We start from the raw sequence: 17,483 nt of genomic DNA, 5'->3' as shown, positions 1-17,483 counted from the left end.
CCTTCCAATTATTGACGTTCAATGACTGCGACTCGTTGCCCGGCGCGCACGGGCGAGCCAGGCGCCACATGAATGTCGGCGACCGTACCCGCACACGAGGCACACACCGAGATCTCCATTTTCATCGACTCGACGATGAGCAGCACGTCGCCCGCGGCAACGACATCTCCGGTCTTCACCTTCACCTGCCAGAGGCTGCCGGCGATTTCGCAATCCACCGGGACCTGCCCGTCGTTGAGGGGAGCAAGTTGGGCATCCTCCGAAGCGTGCGGCTCGATCGCTTCCTCCGAAGTGCCCGCTTCGCGCCACCGCTCGCGCTCGGACTGAAAGGAGGCGTACTGTCGTGAACGGAACGTGTCGATGCTGGCCGCTTCGCTCGCAAGGAACGCCTGATAATCCGGCAGAGAAAGTTCGGACTCCTCGATCTTCAACGGATAACGTCCAAGCGGAAAATCCGCGCGGATGCGAAGCAGTTCGTCAGCCGACACTTCGTAGAAGCGGATCTGATCGAAAAACCGCAGCAAATAGTGCTGGCCGGCGAAATCCGCGACCTTGCGATAGCGATTCCACATCTGCAGCGTTCGGCCGACGAATTGATAGCCGCCGGGCCCTTCCATACCATACACGCAGAGATACGCGCCGCCGATGCCGACCGAGTTCTCCGCCGTCCAGGTGCGGGCCGGATTGTATTTCGTCGTCACGAGACGGTGCCGCGGGTCAAGCGGTGTGGCAACGGGTGCGCCCAGGTATACGTCCCCGAGACCCATCACGAGATAGCTCGCGTCGAAAATGACCTTTTTCACGGCATCGATCGATTCGAGGCCGTTGATCCGGCGAATGAACTCCAGGTTGCTCGGGCACCATGGCGCGTCTTTGCGCACCGTCGTCATGTACTTCTCGATCGCGAGCTGGCACGCCGGGTCATCCCACGAAAGCGGAATGTGAACGACGCGAGAAGGCACACGCAGGTCCTTTTTCAGCAAGACCCGCTCCCACGCCTCGCTTACCACATCCAGCAGTTGCGCGAGCGGCAATTTCTCCGGCCGATAGTGAATCTGGAGCGAACGAATGCCAGGCGTCAGATCGATGACGCCGGAAAGCGCCATTGCCTCGAGAGTTTGCATGAGCGCGTGCCCACGAAAGCGCGAGACGAGGTCAAGTTCGGCAGGGCCAATTTCGAGCAGCAGGTGCGTGTCGCCCGATACGCGCGCAACCAGCCGCTCGCCACCCGAGCCTGTGTCGAGCACGATGGGCGATGTCAGCGACGACCGTCTTGGGGTTGGCGCGGTCGCCTCGATCTCGAGGCTTTCCAGTTCGCGGGTGCGTTGGCGTGCCGCTTCACGCGCTTCATCCACCTCCACCGGAACGAAGCGAATCTTGTCGCCGGCCTTCAGCTGACCGATGTGCCAGAGATCAGCCTCGATGATGGTCACCGGACAAACGAAGCCGCCCAGGCTCGGGCCGTCGGGTCCGAGAATCACAGGCATGTCGCCGGTGAAGTCGACGGCACCGACCGCATAGGGGTTGTCGTGAATGTTCGAAGGGTGCAGGCCTGCCTCGCCGCCGTCTTCGCGAGCCCACTCCGGCTTCGGGCCGATCAGGCGCACGCCGGTACGGCTGGAATTGAAATGCACCTCCCAATCGGTGTCCAGGAACCGCTCGATGTAGCTGGCGCTGAAGTACTCGGGCGCGCCATGCGGACCGTAAATCACCCGAATGGTGCGAATGGCTTCGAGCTTCGGCACGTCATGCAGCGTCTTGCCCGCCTGCGCGTTTTCGAGCGGGTAGAGATGAAGCACGTCACCTGCGCGTATTGCACGACCGCCATGCCCGCCGAACTGACCGAGCGTAAAGGTGCTCCGGCTGCCGAGATAAACGCCGACGTTCAAACCCCCGCGTATGCAAAGATACGCGCGTGCCCCAGCGCCGCGAATGGTACCGAGCGACAGCGTCGCGCCCGCCGGAACAAAGAGGCTCGTATTCAACGGTTGCTCGACGTCATCGAGCTGCACGGGAATTTCAGCGCCCGTGATGGCAACGACCGAGTCTGTATTGAAGCGCAGCGTCGGACCGGTCATCGTGATTTCGAGCGCAGCGGCGTCGGCGGCGTTCCCAAGGAGACGGTTGCCGAGCCGCATTGCGCGATCATCCATCGGCCCCGAAGGCGGGATGCCGACCGCCCAGTATCCCAGGCGGCCCGGGAAGTCTTGTACCGTCGTTTGCGTCCCGCCGCTCACGACTTCGACGGTGCTGGCCAGGTACTTGAGCCCTTCCAGGCACCGGGTCCACGGTTCGCCCGATGCAAACGGCTTGTCGTCCAGGATCTGGAGCAGATAGTCGCGATTCGTCTCGACGCCGTAGATGCATGTGTTCATCAGCGCGTTATTGAGCGCGTGGCGCGCCTCGTCGCGAGTCGGCGACCACGCGATCACCTTGGCGAGCATCGGATCGAAGTACGGCGGCACTTCGCAACCGGCCTCAACCCACGTGTCGATGCGCAGCGCGAGACCATCCGCTGGCGGGAACGCGACGTCGGTCAGCAGGCCAGGGCTTGGCTTGAACTCTCTACCTGGGTCTTCCGCATAGACCCGCGCCTGAATTGCGTGGCCGCGCGGCGTCAATTCCGCTACGAGCTCCTGCAGCGGCTTGAGTGTGCCTGCCGCCAGCTCGATCATCCAGCGCACGAGGTCGACACCCCACACCTGCTCGGTCACGCCGTGCTCCACCTGCAGGCGCGTGTTGACTTCGAGGAAATAGAACTGCTCGGCGGCACTGTCGTACACGAACTCGACGGTGCCAGCGGAGCGATAGTCCACCGCCTTCGCGAGCTTCACTGCTGCCGCGCACAGGGCTTCGGAAATTCCATCCGGCAAGCACGGGGCAGGCGTTTCCTCAAGCACTTTCTGGTTGCGCCGCTGCACCGAGCAGTCGCGTACGCCGAGCGCAATCGCGTCGCCCTTCCCGTCGCCGAAGATCTGCACTTCCAGGTGTCGTGCCCGCTCGATGTACTTTTCGAGGAACACGCCAGAATCGCTGAAATTGTTCTCGCCAAGTCGCTTCACGGCGTCGAAGTGCGCGCCGAGTTCGGCGGCATTCCAGCAAACGCGCATGCCGATGCCGCCTCCGCCGGCCGTGCTCTTCAGCATGACCGGATAGCCAATTGCTTGGGCGGCTTCCAGCCCCGCCGTCACGTCACCGAGCAAGCCGGTGCCCCTGAGCATAGGCACGTCTTCCTTCTCAGCGATTTCACGCGCCGTGTGCTTCAGGCCAAAGACACGCAGTTGCGCGGGCGTTGGCCCGATGAACGCAATTCCCGCCGCTTCGCACGCCTCTCCGAAGGCTGCATTCTCGGACAGGAATCCATACCCGGGATGAATGGCCTGTACGCCCTCGCGACGAGCGATCTCGAGGATCTGTTTCGTGTCGAGATAAGTCGTCGCCGCGGGGCCATCGCCCAGGCAGTGCGCGATGGGCGCCTCGCTCACGTGACGGCTCGCTCTATCCGCCTCCGCAAAAACGGAGACTCCGGTGACACCGAGTTCGCGCAGCGTTCTAAGAATCCGGCACGCGATAGCGCCACGATTGGCGATAAGAATCGTCTCGAACATGGAAGGAATTCTGATTCGGAGGCGGGCCGTCCCGCCGTGGGAGATGCGAGCCGCGGTCGTCCACGGCCGTATTCGCGTTAGCGATTTGCCTGATTCAACTGGTCGCGCGTAAGCGTGAAATAACGTCCCGAGCGCACCAGCATGAGGAACGAGAACCAGCTGCGGATACGTTTCAGTCCCATATCAGCAGCTCCGCTGGCGTCGGGTTGTAGGCGTTGCACGGATTGTTCAACTGGGGGCAATTGGAAATCAGCACGATGACATCCATCTCGGCACGCAGTTCGACGTACTTCCCTGGAGCGGAAATGCCGTCTTCGAAGGTGAGGCCGCCTTCCGCCGTCACGGGCACGTTCATGAAGAAGTTTACGTTCGCGCCAATGTCATGTTTCGAGAGCCGGCCGTCGTGCGCACAGGCGCGCAGGAAGTTGTCACGGCAGCTGTGCATATAGCGCTTTCCCAGCGCATAGCGCACGGTATTGCTCTCCTGTGCGCAGGCGCCGCCGAGCGTATCGTGGCGTCCACAGGTGTCGGCAACGACGGTCAACATGGGATTGCCCAGATTCGAGTACAACACGGAGCCCGCGCTCAGGTAGAGGCGCTGCTGTCGACGCAAGGTGCGTTGCGGGTCGAAGCGCTCGCGCGGGTCGGCGAGACTGTAGAACAGGGTATCGACCGCCTGGTTGCCCTCCAGATCGACTATGCGCAGGGTTTGCCCCGCCTTCACTTCGTGAAGCCAGGGCTCGCCCGCAGCCACTGTCTCGCGGTAGACCGCGCTCCCAGGCTGTTTGTCGCTGACGATAAGCGTGCTAGTCATGAAGTGGTCTCCGCTCAAAGAAAGAACCGCTCGGTATTGATAAAACCGCGCACGTTTTCCTCGCATGCGGTACGACACACTTCGGCCACCTCGGGCTGTGCCTCGCTCAACGCGAGTTTCACCGCTTTGGGCGCATATTCCGGGTTCGGGTCGAGTGGGTGCTGAATCGCCGTGAGCACGACCAGCGTGTTCATCGGCGCATAGAGCTCAACGTAGTCGCCAGCTTTCGAGTTGTGGCTCACGAAATTGAGCACCCCTTCGCTGGAGACGTCGACGCGGCTGAAAAGATTGAGCGTCATTAGCAGGTCCGCAATGTCGAGCCCCCACTTGCTCATCTCGACGAGCAGATTGTCCGTGCCATTTCGGTAGAACGCGTTGCGCAGTTCCTGATAGCGGCCACGGCCGTAACGCGCAGTGACCTCCTCGGCGTTCGAGACGCCGCCGATGCTGTCGTGCCATCCACATGTGTCGGCGACGATGGCGGCGAGCACGCGGCCCATATCGGAGTACAGGCAATGCCCGGCGGTGAGCTTCGCGGTGTGCTGGCACTTGAGCGAATCCGGCAGGTTCAGACGTTCGCTCTTTTCCGTCGCATTGACCATCATGACGCTGACATTGGCGCCACCGTGCAGGTCAGTCACGCGCAACGATTGCCCCCGCTTCACGATGAGAGAGGTATGGCCGCCTCCCGGGACGGTTTCTTCAAGCAATAGCTTCATGTTTGAGTTCCCTTCATGAGACCACTTCAACGCTGGACGCGCCTTGAACCGCCGCGCGAGCCAGATGCACCGCCGACGCCGATTCGCGGCTGCGGTCGAGCGCAATGTTGTAGGTGATACGCGCTCCGTAAGCGCCTGGCGCTTGAGGATCCACGCGCACCTTGTCGAAAACCAGCACTCGGCTTCCCAAAGTGAAGCCTTCCTTCAGGTCATGCGTCACCATGAAGATGGTTAGCTTCGCTTCGCGCCACAGATCCGAGAGCAACGCGTGCATGTCCTTGCGGATGCCGGGGTCGAGTGCGCCAAACGGCTCGTCGAGCAGCAGGACGCGCGGCTTCATCATCAAGGCCTGCGCAATGGCGAGGCGTTGTTGCATGCCACCGGAGAGTTGCTGCGGGTACTTGTTCAAGGCGGCACTGAGTCCCACCCGCTCGAGCATGGCCGCTGCCTCGTCGCGTGCGGCGCGCCTTTGCGCCCCGAAGAGCCGGCCCGCCAGCTTCGCTTTGCGCAGCTCCAGTCCCAGCATCACGTTGCGCAACACGCTCAGGTGCTCGAACACCGAGTAGCGTTGAAACACGACGCCACGATGGGCTTCCGGTTCGCCGGGCAACGGTTGACCGTCCAGCAGAATCTCGCCGCGCGTCACTTGCTCTTGACCCAGCAGCAGTCGGAGAAACGTCGACTTTCCGCAGCCGGATGCGCCAACCATCGAACAAAACTCGCCCTCTTTGATCGTCAGATTCAAACGCTCCAGGACCACCTGGTCGCCGTACGATTTCCATACGTTGCGGACTTCGATCATCGTCCACCTCCGCCATACCACGGGAACGACCACTGCGTGATCCTGCGAAGCAGCTCATCGGTGAGCCACGCGAGCAGCGTGATCCACGCGACGTACGGGAGAATCAAGTCCATGGAGAGGTAGCGGCGCACGAGGAAGATTCGGTAGCCCAAACCGTCAGTCGATGCGATCGCTTCAGCGGCGATGAGAAAGAGCCATGCCGCACCGAGCGAGAGACGCATCGCCACCAGCAAGCGCGGCAAAAGTTGCGGCAACACCAAACGCAGGATCACCGTCCAGCTCGTGGCCCCCAACGTCTGAGCCTTGACCCAAAGTTCAGCGGGAATGTCGCGGGCGCGAGCATGCAGGTCCCGAATAATCATGGGTGTTATGCCGAAAACAATGAGCACGACCTTGGATAGTTCGTCGAGCCCGAAGACGATGAAAAGAATCGGCAGCACCGCCAGCGGAGGCACCATCGAGACGACGGTGATGAACGGCGAGAGCGTGGCACTGACGAGCGGCAACGAGCCCGTCGCGATGGCGGCGACCAGCGCAATCATCGCGCTCACGAGAAGGCCGATTCCCAGCCGCCGCAAACTCGAGAGGGTGTCGTCCCATAGCAGATATTCGCCGGTGCGTTTGTCTTCGGTGAATGCGACCGATTTCACCGCATCACGCATTTGCGCCGCGCTCGGAAGCAGCTTGTCATCGGGATTGAGCGCGAGCCGCTGTGCAGACCCTGTGAAATACACCGCAAACAACACGACGAACGGCAGCAGGAGCAGCATCAGGCCGCCGATTCGGCTCGGATGTCGATTAATGAGTCGCATGGTGACCGCCTTGCAAAAAGCGTCGAAGTCCGTCTCAGAGCTTGCCCGCGGCTGCCATCTCTACGTAGCTCGGGTCGAAACGCAGCTTCACGTTGTTCTTGTCGCCGACGACCACGTTCTTGTCGAAGGCCATGCCCACGGCATCCGCACTCTTTGCGTCCTGGCCAAGCAGACCGTGGTCAAACGAGAACTTCGCGACGCGCGACATGATCTTCGGCATGTCCGGGCTCGTGACGAACGCCACCGCTGCCTGCGGGGTGTAGAAGAGCGCGGTGGTCGAGAGCTGGCCCTTGAAGTTCACAAGGTCGGTACCGGAGGCCTTCGCCATCGAAGTCAGCGCGGTCGTGCTCGCAGCGGAATCACCGTGCATCAACGCGACCATCTCGAACCATGCGCCCGTGAGGGCTTTGCCGAGCGCCGGGTTCGCTTGCAGCGTCTTCGTGTTGACAACCATCATGTCCATGATTTCGCCGGGAATCTTGCTCGAATCGAAGACTTCAGTGACGTTCGGCTGCGCTTTCAAGTCGGCGAGCATCGGGTTCCATGTCACCGCGTTGTGAACAGCCGGAGTCGCGAAGGCACCGGAGATATCCGCGTCTGATGTGTTCACAACCTTGAGGTCGCGCTCGCTCATATGGGCGCTTTCCAGTGCACGTGCAAGCAGGTAGTGAGAGACCGAAAACTGCACCAGGCTCACCTGTTGGCCCTTCAAGTCTGCGATCTGCTTGCCCTTGCCTTTCATGAGCAAGCCGTCATTGCCGTTCGAGTAGTCGCTCACAATCAGAGCCGTCGAATCGACACCGCCCGAGGCCGGGATCGTGAGCGCATCCATATTGGTCATCGCGCAGCCATCGAACTTGCCGGCCGTGTATTGATTGATGGATTCAACGTAGTCGTTCAACTGCACGACATCGATGCTGATGTTGTACTTTTTGGCCCACTTCGAAATGATGCCCTGCGTTTTCGCTTGACCCCACGGCATCCAGCCGGCGTAGATGGTCCAACAAACCTTGAAGTCGCTGCGGCCAGCGGCGAACGTAGCGCTTGAAGCGAAGGAGGCGAGGGAGATGGCGGCAATGCCAAGACAGCGAACGAGCTTGCGCATGAGGTTGACCTCGAAGGGGACGGTTAGCAACGGCAGGGAGCAGCGCAAACATCGCGTTCTCTCCCGGGCTTTTGTCCCGCCGTGTAACCTCGCCTGAGGTCGACAGCTCTCGGACCAGCACCTGCGAGAAGCAGGCCGGAACCCTAGCTGTCCATTTCCAGATTGTCTGTCGAACCGGGGGCTGCGCCGGCTCCTTGCCCACCCGTTATAGCGAGAAGCGTGCCAAGGTGAAAAGCCCGCCATCCTGGCGCGTGAGGCACTTTTCCTGCCCTGTGCCGGCAACAAAATGCACAAGTTTGCGTCGTGGCGCACCCGTTTAGGGCGCTGCGACGCCCGGAAACGCCCGCGATGAGCACGGCGGGCGGTGTTCACCCAGTTGGGTCAGAACCTCGTCTGGATCCCGACCCGCCCCACAAATTGATAGTTGCTGCTGGACGGGCCAAACGTGCCGTCGATGGCCGCGGTCGCCCCGGCGTTGGCGATCTGATACGACGTCTCGGCATAGACCGTCGTGCGCTTCGACAAACTGTACTGAGCCACGGCATTGATTTGATGCGCGTGATTGTTGTCGACGCCCGCGTTGCCCCACATGTACATATAGTTCGCCCCCAGCCCGAATGCCGGCGTCACGCGATACGTGCCGCCCGCCTCGATCATGTTGACGGCCGCACCATTTTGCGTGTTGCGCGTATTGGTATAGAGCAGTGTCAACAGCGTGGCGCCAATCGAGTAGCGCATGCCGGCCCCCCAATTACGGATACTCGCGCCTTCGAGCACCGCGTACTTGACATTCGTATAGGCGGCACCCACGGCGAACGGCCCCCTCGCATAGCTCACGCCGTAGCTCGATGCGCTGTTCTGACTGAAATTCCCGGCGGTCCCGCCGAACGCGTACATGCCGCCGAACTTGAGTCCGCTATAGTTCGCCGAAGCGTATTTCACCGAATTCGACAACGCTTCGGCGCCGTTCATATGGTCGAAGTTGTAGGCCTCGTTTGGCGGCGAATCCGGCAGGTTCAGGCCGGAGAACGGACCGTCGCGGAAGTTGTAGAGGCCACCCACGTAGAGCGCCGAATCCGCACCGACGTCCGCGAGCAAGGTATCGACCATGAAGTCCTGCTGCCGGCCCATCGTCAGGCTGCCGTAACGATCGCTCGCAAGACCCATCCATGCTTCGCGGGCAAAGAGGCCGCCACTCGTCATCGAACTGTTGCTGGGCGACGCTATGATCGAGCCGTTGCCGAGCGAGAACTGGTTGACGAGCCGAAACTTCGCCTTGAGGCCGCCGCCCAGGTCCTCCGCCCCCTCCATCCCAAAGAGGTTGGGCACCGCAATGCCGTCCGCCATCTGCCAGTTCGATTTGCCGCCCTGATTGCTGATGTACGACACGCCAGCGTCCAGCAAGCCGAAAATCGTGACGCTGCTTTGCGCGTGGGCAATCGGTGCTGCAAGGCCAATCATCGCGGCGAGCGCGCATTTCCCGCATTTTCTTCCCATCGATAATCTCCATTTTCCATCATTGATTCGTCATGCTTACCAATAAGCCTGCATCTTCGTGCAGCGGGTTCGAATGGATATGCCCCAATCTCCCCGGATGGGAAGAATCAGCCCGCTGCCACTAGCGGGCTGGCGAGGGCGATATATTGCCCCTGCCAGTAGACGAGCGGACGCGGCACGGACTCGTCGCGATTCACAGCGCGCACGCGGCCGATGATAAGCAGGTGCCCGTGGCGCACGATCAGCTCATCGACCTCGCAATCCATCGCGACCACGCTATCCGCGAGCAGCGGCGCGCCATCCGGCATCGCGCGCAGCCACTCGTCGTTGCCGTAACGCGCCTCGCCCTGTTCGCCGCAAAAGCCGGTGAATCGCTCGGCGATCGCGCGCTGCTCGGCGCGCAGCAGGTTCACGCCGAAGCGTCGCGTGCGTTCGAGCAACCCCGCCGAAGAGCTGGTCGCCTTCATCGAAACCACCACCATGGGCGGCTGTGCCGAAAACGACGACACGGAAGTGGCGGTGAAGCCGCTGCGCTCGTCGCCGTCCGCGACCGTCACCACGCATACCGCTCCCGCGAAGCCGCGCATCGCTTGCACGAAGTGGCTGCTCAGCGCACCGGCGGCATCCAGAGCATCAGGCTGCACGGCGGTTCTCGCGAGGGCTGCGCAGCCCGTGGGCCTCGAGGATCGGCAGCACCGTGTCGCGGAAGTACGGGAACTCCTTCACGTAGTCCACGAACGACAGCGTCGTGCCCTTGAAGCCGGTTTCGGCAAGCGACATCAGCCCCGCCGCCACCTGCTCGGGAGTACCGACGAGCGGGAAGCCGCCATGCCCCGCGGCCATCCGGTCGCGGATCATCGAGAGCAGGTCGTGGGGGAACGATTGTGCATTGGCAAACTGCAATGCAACCAGGTTGTCGACCGCTCCCCAGTCCGCGTTGTCCTGCGCAAAATAGTGCAGATACTGACGCGCTTCCTGCTCGGTCGAGCGGCAGACCACGTGCGAGAATGTCAGCACGTTGACGTCCTTGCCCGCAGCGACGGCTTTCTGCTTGAGCTCGGCGACTTCCGTGCGCGAGCGATCGAGATCGATCGCCGGCGTAAACAGGAAGTTCGCGTTGCCGATCGCGAAATCGCGTCCCTCGCCCGACCCCGCCGCGTTCAGGATCGGCGGACGCTCGCCATTCCACGGGCGCGGCAGTCCATAGATGTTCTTGAGGTGAAAATTCTCGCCGTCCCAATTGAAGGGACCATCGTGCGTCCAGATTTTCTGCACGACGTCGAACCACTCCTGGGCATACGCATAGCGCTTGTCGTGGCCGGTCGAGAGCGGCAGGCCGAGCGCTTCATACTCGGGGCGGTTCCAGCCCGCGACGATGTTCAGGCCAGCGCGTCCGCCGCCAATCTGGTCGAGCGTCGCAATCTGCTTGGCAACCACGACCGGATGGTTCGCCGCTGTGTGGATCGTCGCGAACACGGTAAGATGGCGAGTCTTCGCGAGCAGGCCCGCGGCCCAGGTCATGGTCTCGAGCACCGAGCCGTGGAAGTCCGTCTCGCCGCCGTAGCCAATCCAGCGCGCGATAGGCAGCATGAAGTCGATACCGGCTTCGTCCAGCATAAGCGCGAGCTTTTCGTTGTTCTCCCACGAGTTTTCCCAGCGCTCGCCGATCTTTGTCACCGACATCCCGCCCGAGCAGTTCGTCGCAAACGTTCCCAGAATGAAATCCTTCGTGTTCAGAATTCGTCTCATGTCAGTCCTGGCGCAGTAAAATTTGTTTCCATGACGGGCTGCCTCGCGGCGCCCTGCTCTCCCAACCCAGTCGACGGCATGGGCCGCAACCGCGCGATTCCGCAATGACCGAACCTTCACGCAGAACCACGAAAAAAGCTGCCGCTGCCGAACATCGCTGGCACCTGGCGATGGACGACTTCGGCGTCGAGATCACCGACCTCGAGTACGCCGTGATGCGCCTGAACCAGTCGTTCTCGCGCTGGCAGTCCGAGTGCATGGCCGCCGTTACCGGCACCGCGCTGAGCGGCCAGGAGAACGCGCTGGTGCACGTCATCCATATGCACGAACGGCCCAAGACCATTCGCGATCTGCTGCATATGACCAACCGGCAGGACATCGCTAATATGCAGTACGAACTACGCAAGCTGATCAAAGCCGGGCTCGTCGAAAAATCCGGAACGGCGCGCACCGGCGTGTACTACGTGACCACCGCGGAAGGCGCGCGCGTGTGCGAAGCGTACGCACGATTGCGCGAAACGGTGCTCCTCAAGATGGCCGAAGCGGCTGCGGGCATCCAGTCCGCTGCCGCGCAGGCGACTGCCTGCCTCGAACAGATGGAACGTGTCTACGAATCCGCCACGCGTGAAGTCGCTACTTTCCACCGGCGGCGCTGATGGCGCAGCGCCCTGGCCGAAAACATGAGGCGCGCCGGACCCTCAGGTGTCCAAGGCGCTTCGAATAGAATTTCACATCGAATTTCTATTTGATGAATCGTAGTGCAGCCATTTTTTGGCTGCAACCGATTTCACCTCAGGGAAAACACCGGCCCTCGATCGGCACTTTTATGCAACTGCTGAGCGCGCGAGGTAATGAGCAAAGGTCGAGCGGCGCTCGACAAGACGATACCGGACGTATTCCGGTCGGCTTTGCAAGCGGGTGTCGGCTAGCCTCGGAACCCATGTACGACATGGAGAAGACGGCAGGCATTCTGGATAGGCTGAAAATGATGGCCTGGAGGCCCTGCGGACACTCACTGCATTCAGGCGTCGCGACGGAATCCTGCCCGCCCCCGCAGCAAAACTGCTGGACGAATTGCGGCATCTTACGAGCGGCATACCCGATCGTGCATAGCGTCGCGGCGATTCCAGGATTCCGCCGCTCACCTTAAATGATGCTCAAACAGTCTCCGTCTTGCCGGTGACATTGCTCGCCTGTCCGTTACGCGTAAGCAGCAGCAGTGTCGCGACGCTCACGAGCGTGAGAATGGCAAGCGGCATCAATGCGAGCGCATAGCTGCCCGTCCCCTCCTTCACCCATCCGTAGACATTGACCATCAGGCCGCCGCCAAGCAGGTTCGCGATTGCATTCACCGTCGCGAGGCCCGCTGCCACAGTGCTGTTGGACAGCATGTCGGTGGCGAGGGCCCAGAACGGCCCCTTGAACGAATACGCGCCGACCAGCACCGCGCAGAGCATGCCGATCGTCGGCAGCAGCGACCCGCTCAGCGATGTCGCGAACAGGCCCAGGCCAATCAGCAGCATTGGCACCATGGTGTGCCAGCGGCGTTCGCCGGTGCGGTCCGAGCGCCGGCCCCAGTAGACCATCAGGACCGAGGCGACAGCGTATGGAACGGAGTTCAGCAGCCCCGTCTGCATGACGGTCAGGCCAAACGACTTGAGCAGTTGCGGCTGCCACACGGAAAGCGTGCTGCCCGCCGCGGATGCGCACGTATCGACGAGCGCGAGACACAGCACATAGCGATTGCGGAACAGTTGCGCGAGCGGCAGCGACGGCACCTTCTTCGGCGCCTTGTGCCCGGCGGCGAGCGCATTGACGAGCCACGTACGCTCTTCGTCGTCGAGCCACTTCGCGTTTTCAGGCTTGTTCGTCAGCATGAACAGGCACGCGACACCAAGCAGCACGGTCGGAACGCCTTCGAGGATGAACAGCCAGTGCCATCCGCGCAAACCCCAGACACCGTCCATCTGCAAGAGGAGTGCCGAGATTGGCGAGCCGATAAAACTCGCAGCCGGAATCGCCACCATGAATGTCGCGACGATGCGCGCGCGATACGACGCCGGAATCCAGTACGACAGATACAGCAGCACGCCCGGAAAGAAGCCGGCTTCGGCCGCACCGAGCAGGAAACGGAGCACGTAGAACATCGTGGCGTTGTGCACCAGCGCCGTCGCCGCCGACACAATGCCCCACGTGATCATGATCCGCGCAATCCAGATCCGCGCGCCGTACTTCTGGAGCGCGAGGTTGCTCGGCACTTCGCAGAAGAAGTAAGAGATGAAGAAAAGGCTGCTGCCGAAGCCGAAGGCCTTCGCCGACATGCCGAGGTCGTGATTCATCTGCAACGACGCCATCCCCACATTGCCCCGGTCGATGAAGGCAAGCAGGTAGCAGATCATCAGGAACGGAATGAGTCGCCAGACGACCTTTCGTAGGGTCCTGCTCTCGATCGCGGACTTTTCCATGATTCCAGTTTGCATTGTGTCTCCGTTTATTGTGCGCCTGAGCGCGAATTCGTGAATCGTTGCCATGCAATAACGGCGATGACACCGCTGGCGAGCACCACCGCCATTGCCGCGAAGGTGTGCCGCACGCCGAGCGCTTCCGATGCGCTTCCGACAAGCAGGTAGCCGAAAGGCATCGTGCCGTTGTAGGCCATGCCATACATGCCGACGAGTCCGCCGCGCACGTGTTCAGGGCACTGCCGCTGAATGGTCGCGTTCGTCGAGGTGGCCGCGAAAGTGAGGCTGAAGCCGAGCGCGAAGAACGCCGGGATCGACCCCGCCACATCCGTCGTTGCCGCCAGCACTGCGAGCGCGGCGACCGCCGTCCACGGGGCCCACGCGATGAACCGGCGCGACGCCCGCGGCCCGAACGCCGACGACAGCAACACCGCAGCACTCAGCGAGCCCGCGCCGGCGCACGCGAAGAACACGCCCGTAAAGCGCGCCGCGTCGTGAAAGCCCTTGTCCGCGAGTAGCGGCACGAGCGTCTGATAGCTGCCGGCGAACAAACCGATGCACGCGAGAATGGGCAGATAGCGCGCTGAGAAAGCGTCGGACATCACATAGCCGACCGCGTCCCGCAGGCCGCTCTCCGCGCGCGAAGGCCGCGCCGCCGACGCCGCTCTGATCGAGCGAACGCACATGGCCATGAAGCACAGCGCCAATGCGTAAATCACAAATGATGTCCGGGGTCCGAGCGTCGGATAGACGAAGCCCGCAATCGTCGGGCCGACCATGCGGCCGACGTTATAGACCATCGTGTTCATCGCGACGGCGTTGGACGTATGCGTCGCATCCCGCAGACTCGTGAGCAGCAGGACCTGGCGTGCGGGTGTTTCGACCGCGCTCGACACGCCAATGGCAAGCGCATGTGCGAGGATCAGTTTCACACCGAGCACGCCGAACAGCGATAACGTGAAGAGACTGCCCGTCAGCAGCAGCGACGTCATCAGCACACAGAGCGTCGCGCGTCTTGCGTTGGCCGCGCTGATCCGCGACCCGGCCAGGGGCGCGACGATCAACTGCGGCCCGTACAACAGGAAGTTCAGCAGCGCGAGAATCGCCGCCGATCCGGACAGGTGATAAACAAGCAGATTCAGCGTGACGTTCTGCGTCCAGCTCCCGAGCACGGACGCGACCTGCCCGCTCAGATAGCGCCGCAGCGACGCCTCCGAAAGCGCGGGAAACAGTCTGCTGACCAAACCCGGCTGTGCGGCCACTGTCATGATGAGATTCGCCCTTAGAACTTCTGGCGCATGCCGATGACCACGCCCGTCTGGTTATAGCCGGGCGCGACAGTGCCATAACCGTTCACGCCGAGCGCCGAGCCGTCCTTGTTGTGCGCGAAGCCCGCCGTCGCATACACGTCGGTGCGTTTCGACAGCAGATAGTCCGCGCAGAGCACCGCGAGCCACGGATCGGCGCCGGTCGAATGCACGTCCTGGTAATAGGCCGTTGCCGTGAGCACGAACGCCGGCGTGACCGAGTACTGCGCTCCCGCCCAGTACAAGTTGGCCGCGCTCGCATCGGACCCGTTTGCAACGCGGATCGGATTCGCTGGCAGGAATGCGTTCGACGCACGCAGGTAGCGATAACCCGCGAAGCCCTTCACGGGCCCGAACACATACGATGCGGCGGCCGTCGCGCGACGCTCGGTGCCGGTGTTTGTCGCAACCGTGTTGCTGTTGCGCTGCTCGTACGAGACGCTCGCCGCAAGCGGGCCTTGCGCGAAGGTCAACGCACCGCTAAAGAATCGCCCGGTGATTTGCGCGCCCGGCACTTCTGCGCCGTACCCCGTGTCGTAGCGCGTGCTGTACATCGCCTGTGCCGTCAACGGACCGAACACGCCCGTGTACTTCGCCGAGTTGTCGATGCGCGCGGCCATCGCGTAATCGAGCGACAGTACCGAATATCGCGAGGATGCCCCCATCGGATCAAAAGCGACGGCCTCTTCGTAGAGCAGCGAGTTCTGCCGGCCGAAGCTCAACTGCTGACCCTTGTACGAAAGACCGACCCACGCTTGCCGGCCGAACAGTCGTGAGGTCGTGGCCGCGTTGGCACCGAGACCTTTGGTCGACTGCGCGGTCGTGCCGTCATTGATGTTGAATCCGCTTTCCAACTGGAAAACGGCCTTCATTCCGCCGCCGAGGTCTTCGACGCCCTTCAGCCCCCAGCGCGAACCCGACAGGTTGCCCGACACTTCGCGCGTCTGTGCGCCGCCAGCACTCGTATTGTTGATGTGCTCGATACCTACGTCCGCAATGCCATACAGCGTCACGCTGCTTTGCGCATGCGCGCCGCCACAGGAGAGGCTCACGCCTGCGGCTGCGATTGCTCCAAGCATGAAGCGGTATTGCGGGTTGGCATTCTGGCTGGCTTTGTTAAACAACATGGAGTCTCCAAACAGTGTTTATGGATTGGTTCGAGGCAGGAGAGATCACGCCTTGTGGGCGGACGGCGCTTCACCCGCGTCGGCGCCCGGATCGCCGAGCCACGCGATGGTCAGCGCGCCGAGCAGCAGCACGCCCGACACGGCGAGCAGCGGCGCGGTGAAGCCGCCGGAGAATTGCTTGAGCGCGCCGATCATCGACGGACCGACGAAGCCGCCGAGGTTGCCCACCGAGACGATCAACGCGAGACCGCCAGCCGCCGCGCGACCGGTGAGGAATCCGGACGGTATGGCCCAGTAGGTGGCCTGGAAAGCGAGGATGCCGCTCACCGTGAAGCACAACGCGATCAGCTTGAGCACCGGCGTATCGACGAACGTGCTCGCGCACAGCGCCAGCGCCGCGACGACCAGCGCACCGGCGACATACGGAATGCGGTTCTGCGAGCGATTGGCGACGCGCGCCCACCAGAGCATCACCAGGGCGCCGATCGCGTAAGGAATGGCAGTCAGCCATCCGACCACTGAATGTCCGACGCCGAATTGCTTGATGATCTGCGGCATCCAGAGACCGACGCCGAGCGAGCCGACGATCCCGCAGAAGTTGATGAACGCCAGGACGAAGACACGCCAGTTGGTCATCGCATCGCGCAGCTTGCTGCCGTGCTTCGCGCCGATATCGCGCTGTTCGAGCGCGAGGCGCCGCGCGAGCGACGACTTTTCTTCTTCGCTGAGCCACTTCGCTTTCTCGGGTCGGTCGGCAAGCAGGAACAGACAAGCGATGCCGAGAATCACGGCCGGCACGCCTTCGATGAGCAGAAGCCACTGCCAGCTGCGCAGGCCATGCAGGCCGCCGAGTTCGAGCAAGGCACCCGAGATCGGCGATCCGACCATGTTCGCGACGGGAATGCCGACGAGGAACGCGGCCGTCACCTTCGCCCGCCACTTGCCGGGGAACCAGTGCGTGAAATACAGATAGATGCCGGGCGTGAAGCCCGCCTCGGCGAGTCCAAGAAGAAAGCGCGCAGCGGCAAAGCTCTTCGGGCCGACGACGAACGCCGTCGCCATCGAAAAAAGACCCCACGTGATCATGATTCGCGCGATCCACACGCGCGCGCCTACCTTCTGCATGATCAGGTTGCTTGGGATCTCGAAGAGAAAATACCCGACGAAGAACAAGCCCGCGCCAAAACCGAACTGCTCGGACGTCAGACCGAGGTCCTTGTTCATCGTCAGTGCGGCGAAGCCGACGTTGGTCCGGTCGAGATAACTGATGACGTAGCAGATGAAGATAAACGGCAGAATCCGCCGGAATGCCTTCGCAAGCGTGCGCTCGCTGGCTGCGTAGTCTTCGTTTGCGATGTCCTGAACGGGCTGCGCGTCGGCGTGCCGTGCGCCGCCCCCGGCGCTCAAGGTCTGCGAAATGGCCATGCTTGCCTCCTCCATCGCGCTTCTATCGGCGCGATGCATTGATGTATGGCGGGCGC

Annotated in this window: 14 protein-coding genes and 1 riboswitch; of the genes, 1 reads left to right on the top strand and 13 read right to left on the bottom strand. The window is 62.2% G+C overall.

What is annotated here, in order from left to right; translation table 11 throughout:
- Positions 1-8: 8 nt before the first annotated feature.
- The 9 genes from uca to NH14_RS03340 form a co-directional block, all read right to left on the bottom strand.
- Positions 9-3,608, bottom strand: coding sequence for an urea carboxylase (gene uca / locus NH14_RS03380; RefSeq protein ID WP_035521515.1), 3,600 nt, complete (start codon positions 3,606-3,608; stop codon positions 9-11).
- 172 nt (positions 3,609-3,780) lie between these two features.
- Entirely contained in the window at positions 3,781-4,422 is a 642-nt protein-coding gene (locus tag NH14_RS03375; RefSeq protein ID WP_035521517.1) for an urea amidolyase associated protein UAAP2, read from the bottom strand.
- 14 nt (positions 4,423-4,436) lie between these two features.
- The gene (locus NH14_RS03370) at positions 4,437-5,141 is read right to left on the bottom strand and encodes an urea amidolyase associated protein UAAP1 (protein WP_035521518.1); all 705 of its coding nucleotides are present in this window, start codon (positions 5,139-5,141) and stop codon (positions 4,437-4,439) included.
- Positions 5,142-5,154: 13 nt separating this feature from the next.
- Positions 5,155-5,943: an ABC transporter ATP-binding protein gene (locus NH14_RS03365; RefSeq protein WP_035521520.1), complete on the bottom strand. Its 789-nt coding sequence runs from the start codon at positions 5,941-5,943 to the stop codon at positions 5,155-5,157.
- Positions 5,940-6,755, bottom strand: coding sequence for an ABC transporter permease (locus tag NH14_RS03360; protein WP_035521521.1), 816 nt, complete (start codon positions 6,753-6,755; stop codon positions 5,940-5,942). The genes NH14_RS03365 and NH14_RS03360 overlap by 4 nt, the downstream gene beginning before the upstream one ends.
- Positions 6,756-6,789: 34 nt before the next feature.
- Positions 6,790-7,860: a putative urea ABC transporter substrate-binding protein gene (locus NH14_RS03355; RefSeq protein ID WP_035521523.1), complete on the bottom strand. Its 1,071-nt coding sequence runs from the start codon at positions 7,858-7,860 to the stop codon at positions 6,790-6,792.
- A gap of 58 nt (positions 7,861-7,918) precedes the next feature.
- Positions 7,919-8,018, bottom strand: a riboswitch (guanidine-I (ykkC/yxkD leader).
- A 223-nt stretch (positions 8,019-8,241) separates the two neighbouring features.
- Positions 8,242-9,357, bottom strand: a complete 1,116-nt coding sequence (locus tag NH14_RS03350) for a porin (protein ID WP_035521526.1) — start codon at positions 9,355-9,357, stop codon at positions 8,242-8,244.
- A 107-nt stretch (positions 9,358-9,464) separates the two neighbouring features.
- Entirely contained in the window at positions 9,465-10,001 is a 537-nt protein-coding gene (locus NH14_RS03345; RefSeq protein WP_084225024.1) for a flavin reductase family protein, read from the bottom strand.
- Positions 9,991-11,106, bottom strand: coding sequence for an LLM class flavin-dependent oxidoreductase (locus NH14_RS03340; protein WP_035521528.1), 1,116 nt, complete (start codon positions 11,104-11,106; stop codon positions 9,991-9,993). The genes NH14_RS03345 and NH14_RS03340 overlap by 11 nt, the downstream gene beginning before the upstream one ends.
- A 104-nt stretch (positions 11,107-11,210) precedes the next feature.
- Between NH14_RS03340 and NH14_RS03335 the strand changes: the two genes are divergently transcribed.
- On the top strand, positions 11,211-11,762 hold the full coding sequence (locus NH14_RS03335) for a winged helix DNA-binding protein (protein ID WP_035521530.1): 552 nt from the start codon (positions 11,211-11,213) through the stop codon (positions 11,760-11,762).
- A gap of 501 nt (positions 11,763-12,263) precedes the next feature.
- Here the strand turns inward: NH14_RS03335 and NH14_RS03330 are convergent.
- Genes NH14_RS03330 through NH14_RS03315 form a run of 4 tightly spaced genes read right to left on the bottom strand, consistent with a single transcriptional unit; the run spans position 12,264 to position 17,427 of the window.
- Positions 12,264-13,586 carry an MFS transporter gene (locus NH14_RS03330; protein WP_035521532.1) on the bottom strand — a complete coding sequence of 441 codons (1,323 nt, stop codon included), beginning with the start codon at positions 13,584-13,586 and terminating at the stop codon, positions 12,264-12,266.
- 11 nt (positions 13,587-13,597) lie between these two features.
- Entirely contained in the window at positions 13,598-14,836 is a 1,239-nt protein-coding gene (locus tag NH14_RS03325) for an MFS transporter (protein WP_035521534.1), read from the bottom strand.
- A 14-nt stretch (positions 14,837-14,850) separates the two neighbouring features.
- On the bottom strand, positions 14,851-16,002 hold the full coding sequence (locus NH14_RS03320) for a porin (protein ID WP_035521536.1): 1,152 nt from the start codon (positions 16,000-16,002) through the stop codon (positions 14,851-14,853).
- Positions 16,003-16,047: 45 nt separating this feature from the next.
- Positions 16,048-17,427 (bottom strand): MFS transporter, encoded by a 1,380-nt coding sequence (locus NH14_RS03315; protein WP_035521538.1) that lies wholly within the window; start codon positions 17,425-17,427, stop codon positions 16,048-16,050.
- Positions 17,428-17,483: the final 56 nt, after the last annotated feature.

The organism is Paraburkholderia sacchari (assembly GCF_000785435.2).
In the GTDB taxonomy this organism is placed as follows: domain Bacteria; phylum Pseudomonadota; class Gammaproteobacteria; order Burkholderiales; family Burkholderiaceae; genus Paraburkholderia; species Paraburkholderia sacchari.
This window is presented reverse-complemented; position numbering and strand designations above follow the sequence as displayed.

Coding starts and splice junctions, on each gene's coding strand:
- NH14_RS03325 (WP_035521534.1), bottom strand. CDS start 14,836: ATGACAGTGGCCGCACAGCCGGGTTTGGTCAGCAGACTGTTTCCCGCG.
- NH14_RS03370 (WP_035521518.1), bottom strand. CDS start 5,141: ATGAAGCTATTGCTTGAAGAAACCGTCCCGGGAGGCGGCCATACCTCT.
- NH14_RS03360 (WP_035521521.1), bottom strand. CDS start 6,755: ATGCGACTCATTAATCGACATCCGAGCCGAATCGGCGGCCTGATGCTG.
- NH14_RS03365 (WP_035521520.1), bottom strand. CDS start 5,943: ATGATCGAAGTCCGCAACGTATGGAAATCGTACGGCGACCAGGTGGTC.
- NH14_RS03315 (WP_035521538.1), bottom strand. CDS start 17,427: ATGGCCATTTCGCAGACCTTGAGCGCCGGGGGCGGCGCACGGCACGCC.
- NH14_RS03350 (WP_035521526.1), bottom strand. CDS start 9,357: ATGGGAAGAAAATGCGGGAAATGCGCGCTCGCCGCGATGATTGGCCTT.
- uca (WP_035521515.1), bottom strand. CDS start 3,608: ATGTTCGAGACGATTCTTATCGCCAATCGTGGCGCTATCGCGTGCCGG.
- NH14_RS03330 (WP_035521532.1), bottom strand. CDS start 13,586: ATGCAAACTGGAATCATGGAAAAGTCCGCGATCGAGAGCAGGACCCTA.
- NH14_RS03335 (WP_035521530.1), top strand. CDS start 11,211: ATGACCGAACCTTCACGCAGAACCACGAAAAAAGCTGCCGCTGCCGAA.
- NH14_RS03320 (WP_035521536.1), bottom strand. CDS start 16,002: ATGTTGTTTAACAAAGCCAGCCAGAATGCCAACCCGCAATACCGCTTC.
- NH14_RS03375 (WP_035521517.1), bottom strand. CDS start 4,422: ATGACTAGCACGCTTATCGTCAGCGACAAACAGCCTGGGAGCGCGGTC.
- NH14_RS03340 (WP_035521528.1), bottom strand. CDS start 11,106: ATGAGACGAATTCTGAACACGAAGGATTTCATTCTGGGAACGTTTGCG.
- NH14_RS03355 (WP_035521523.1), bottom strand. CDS start 7,860: ATGCGCAAGCTCGTTCGCTGTCTTGGCATTGCCGCCATCTCCCTCGCC.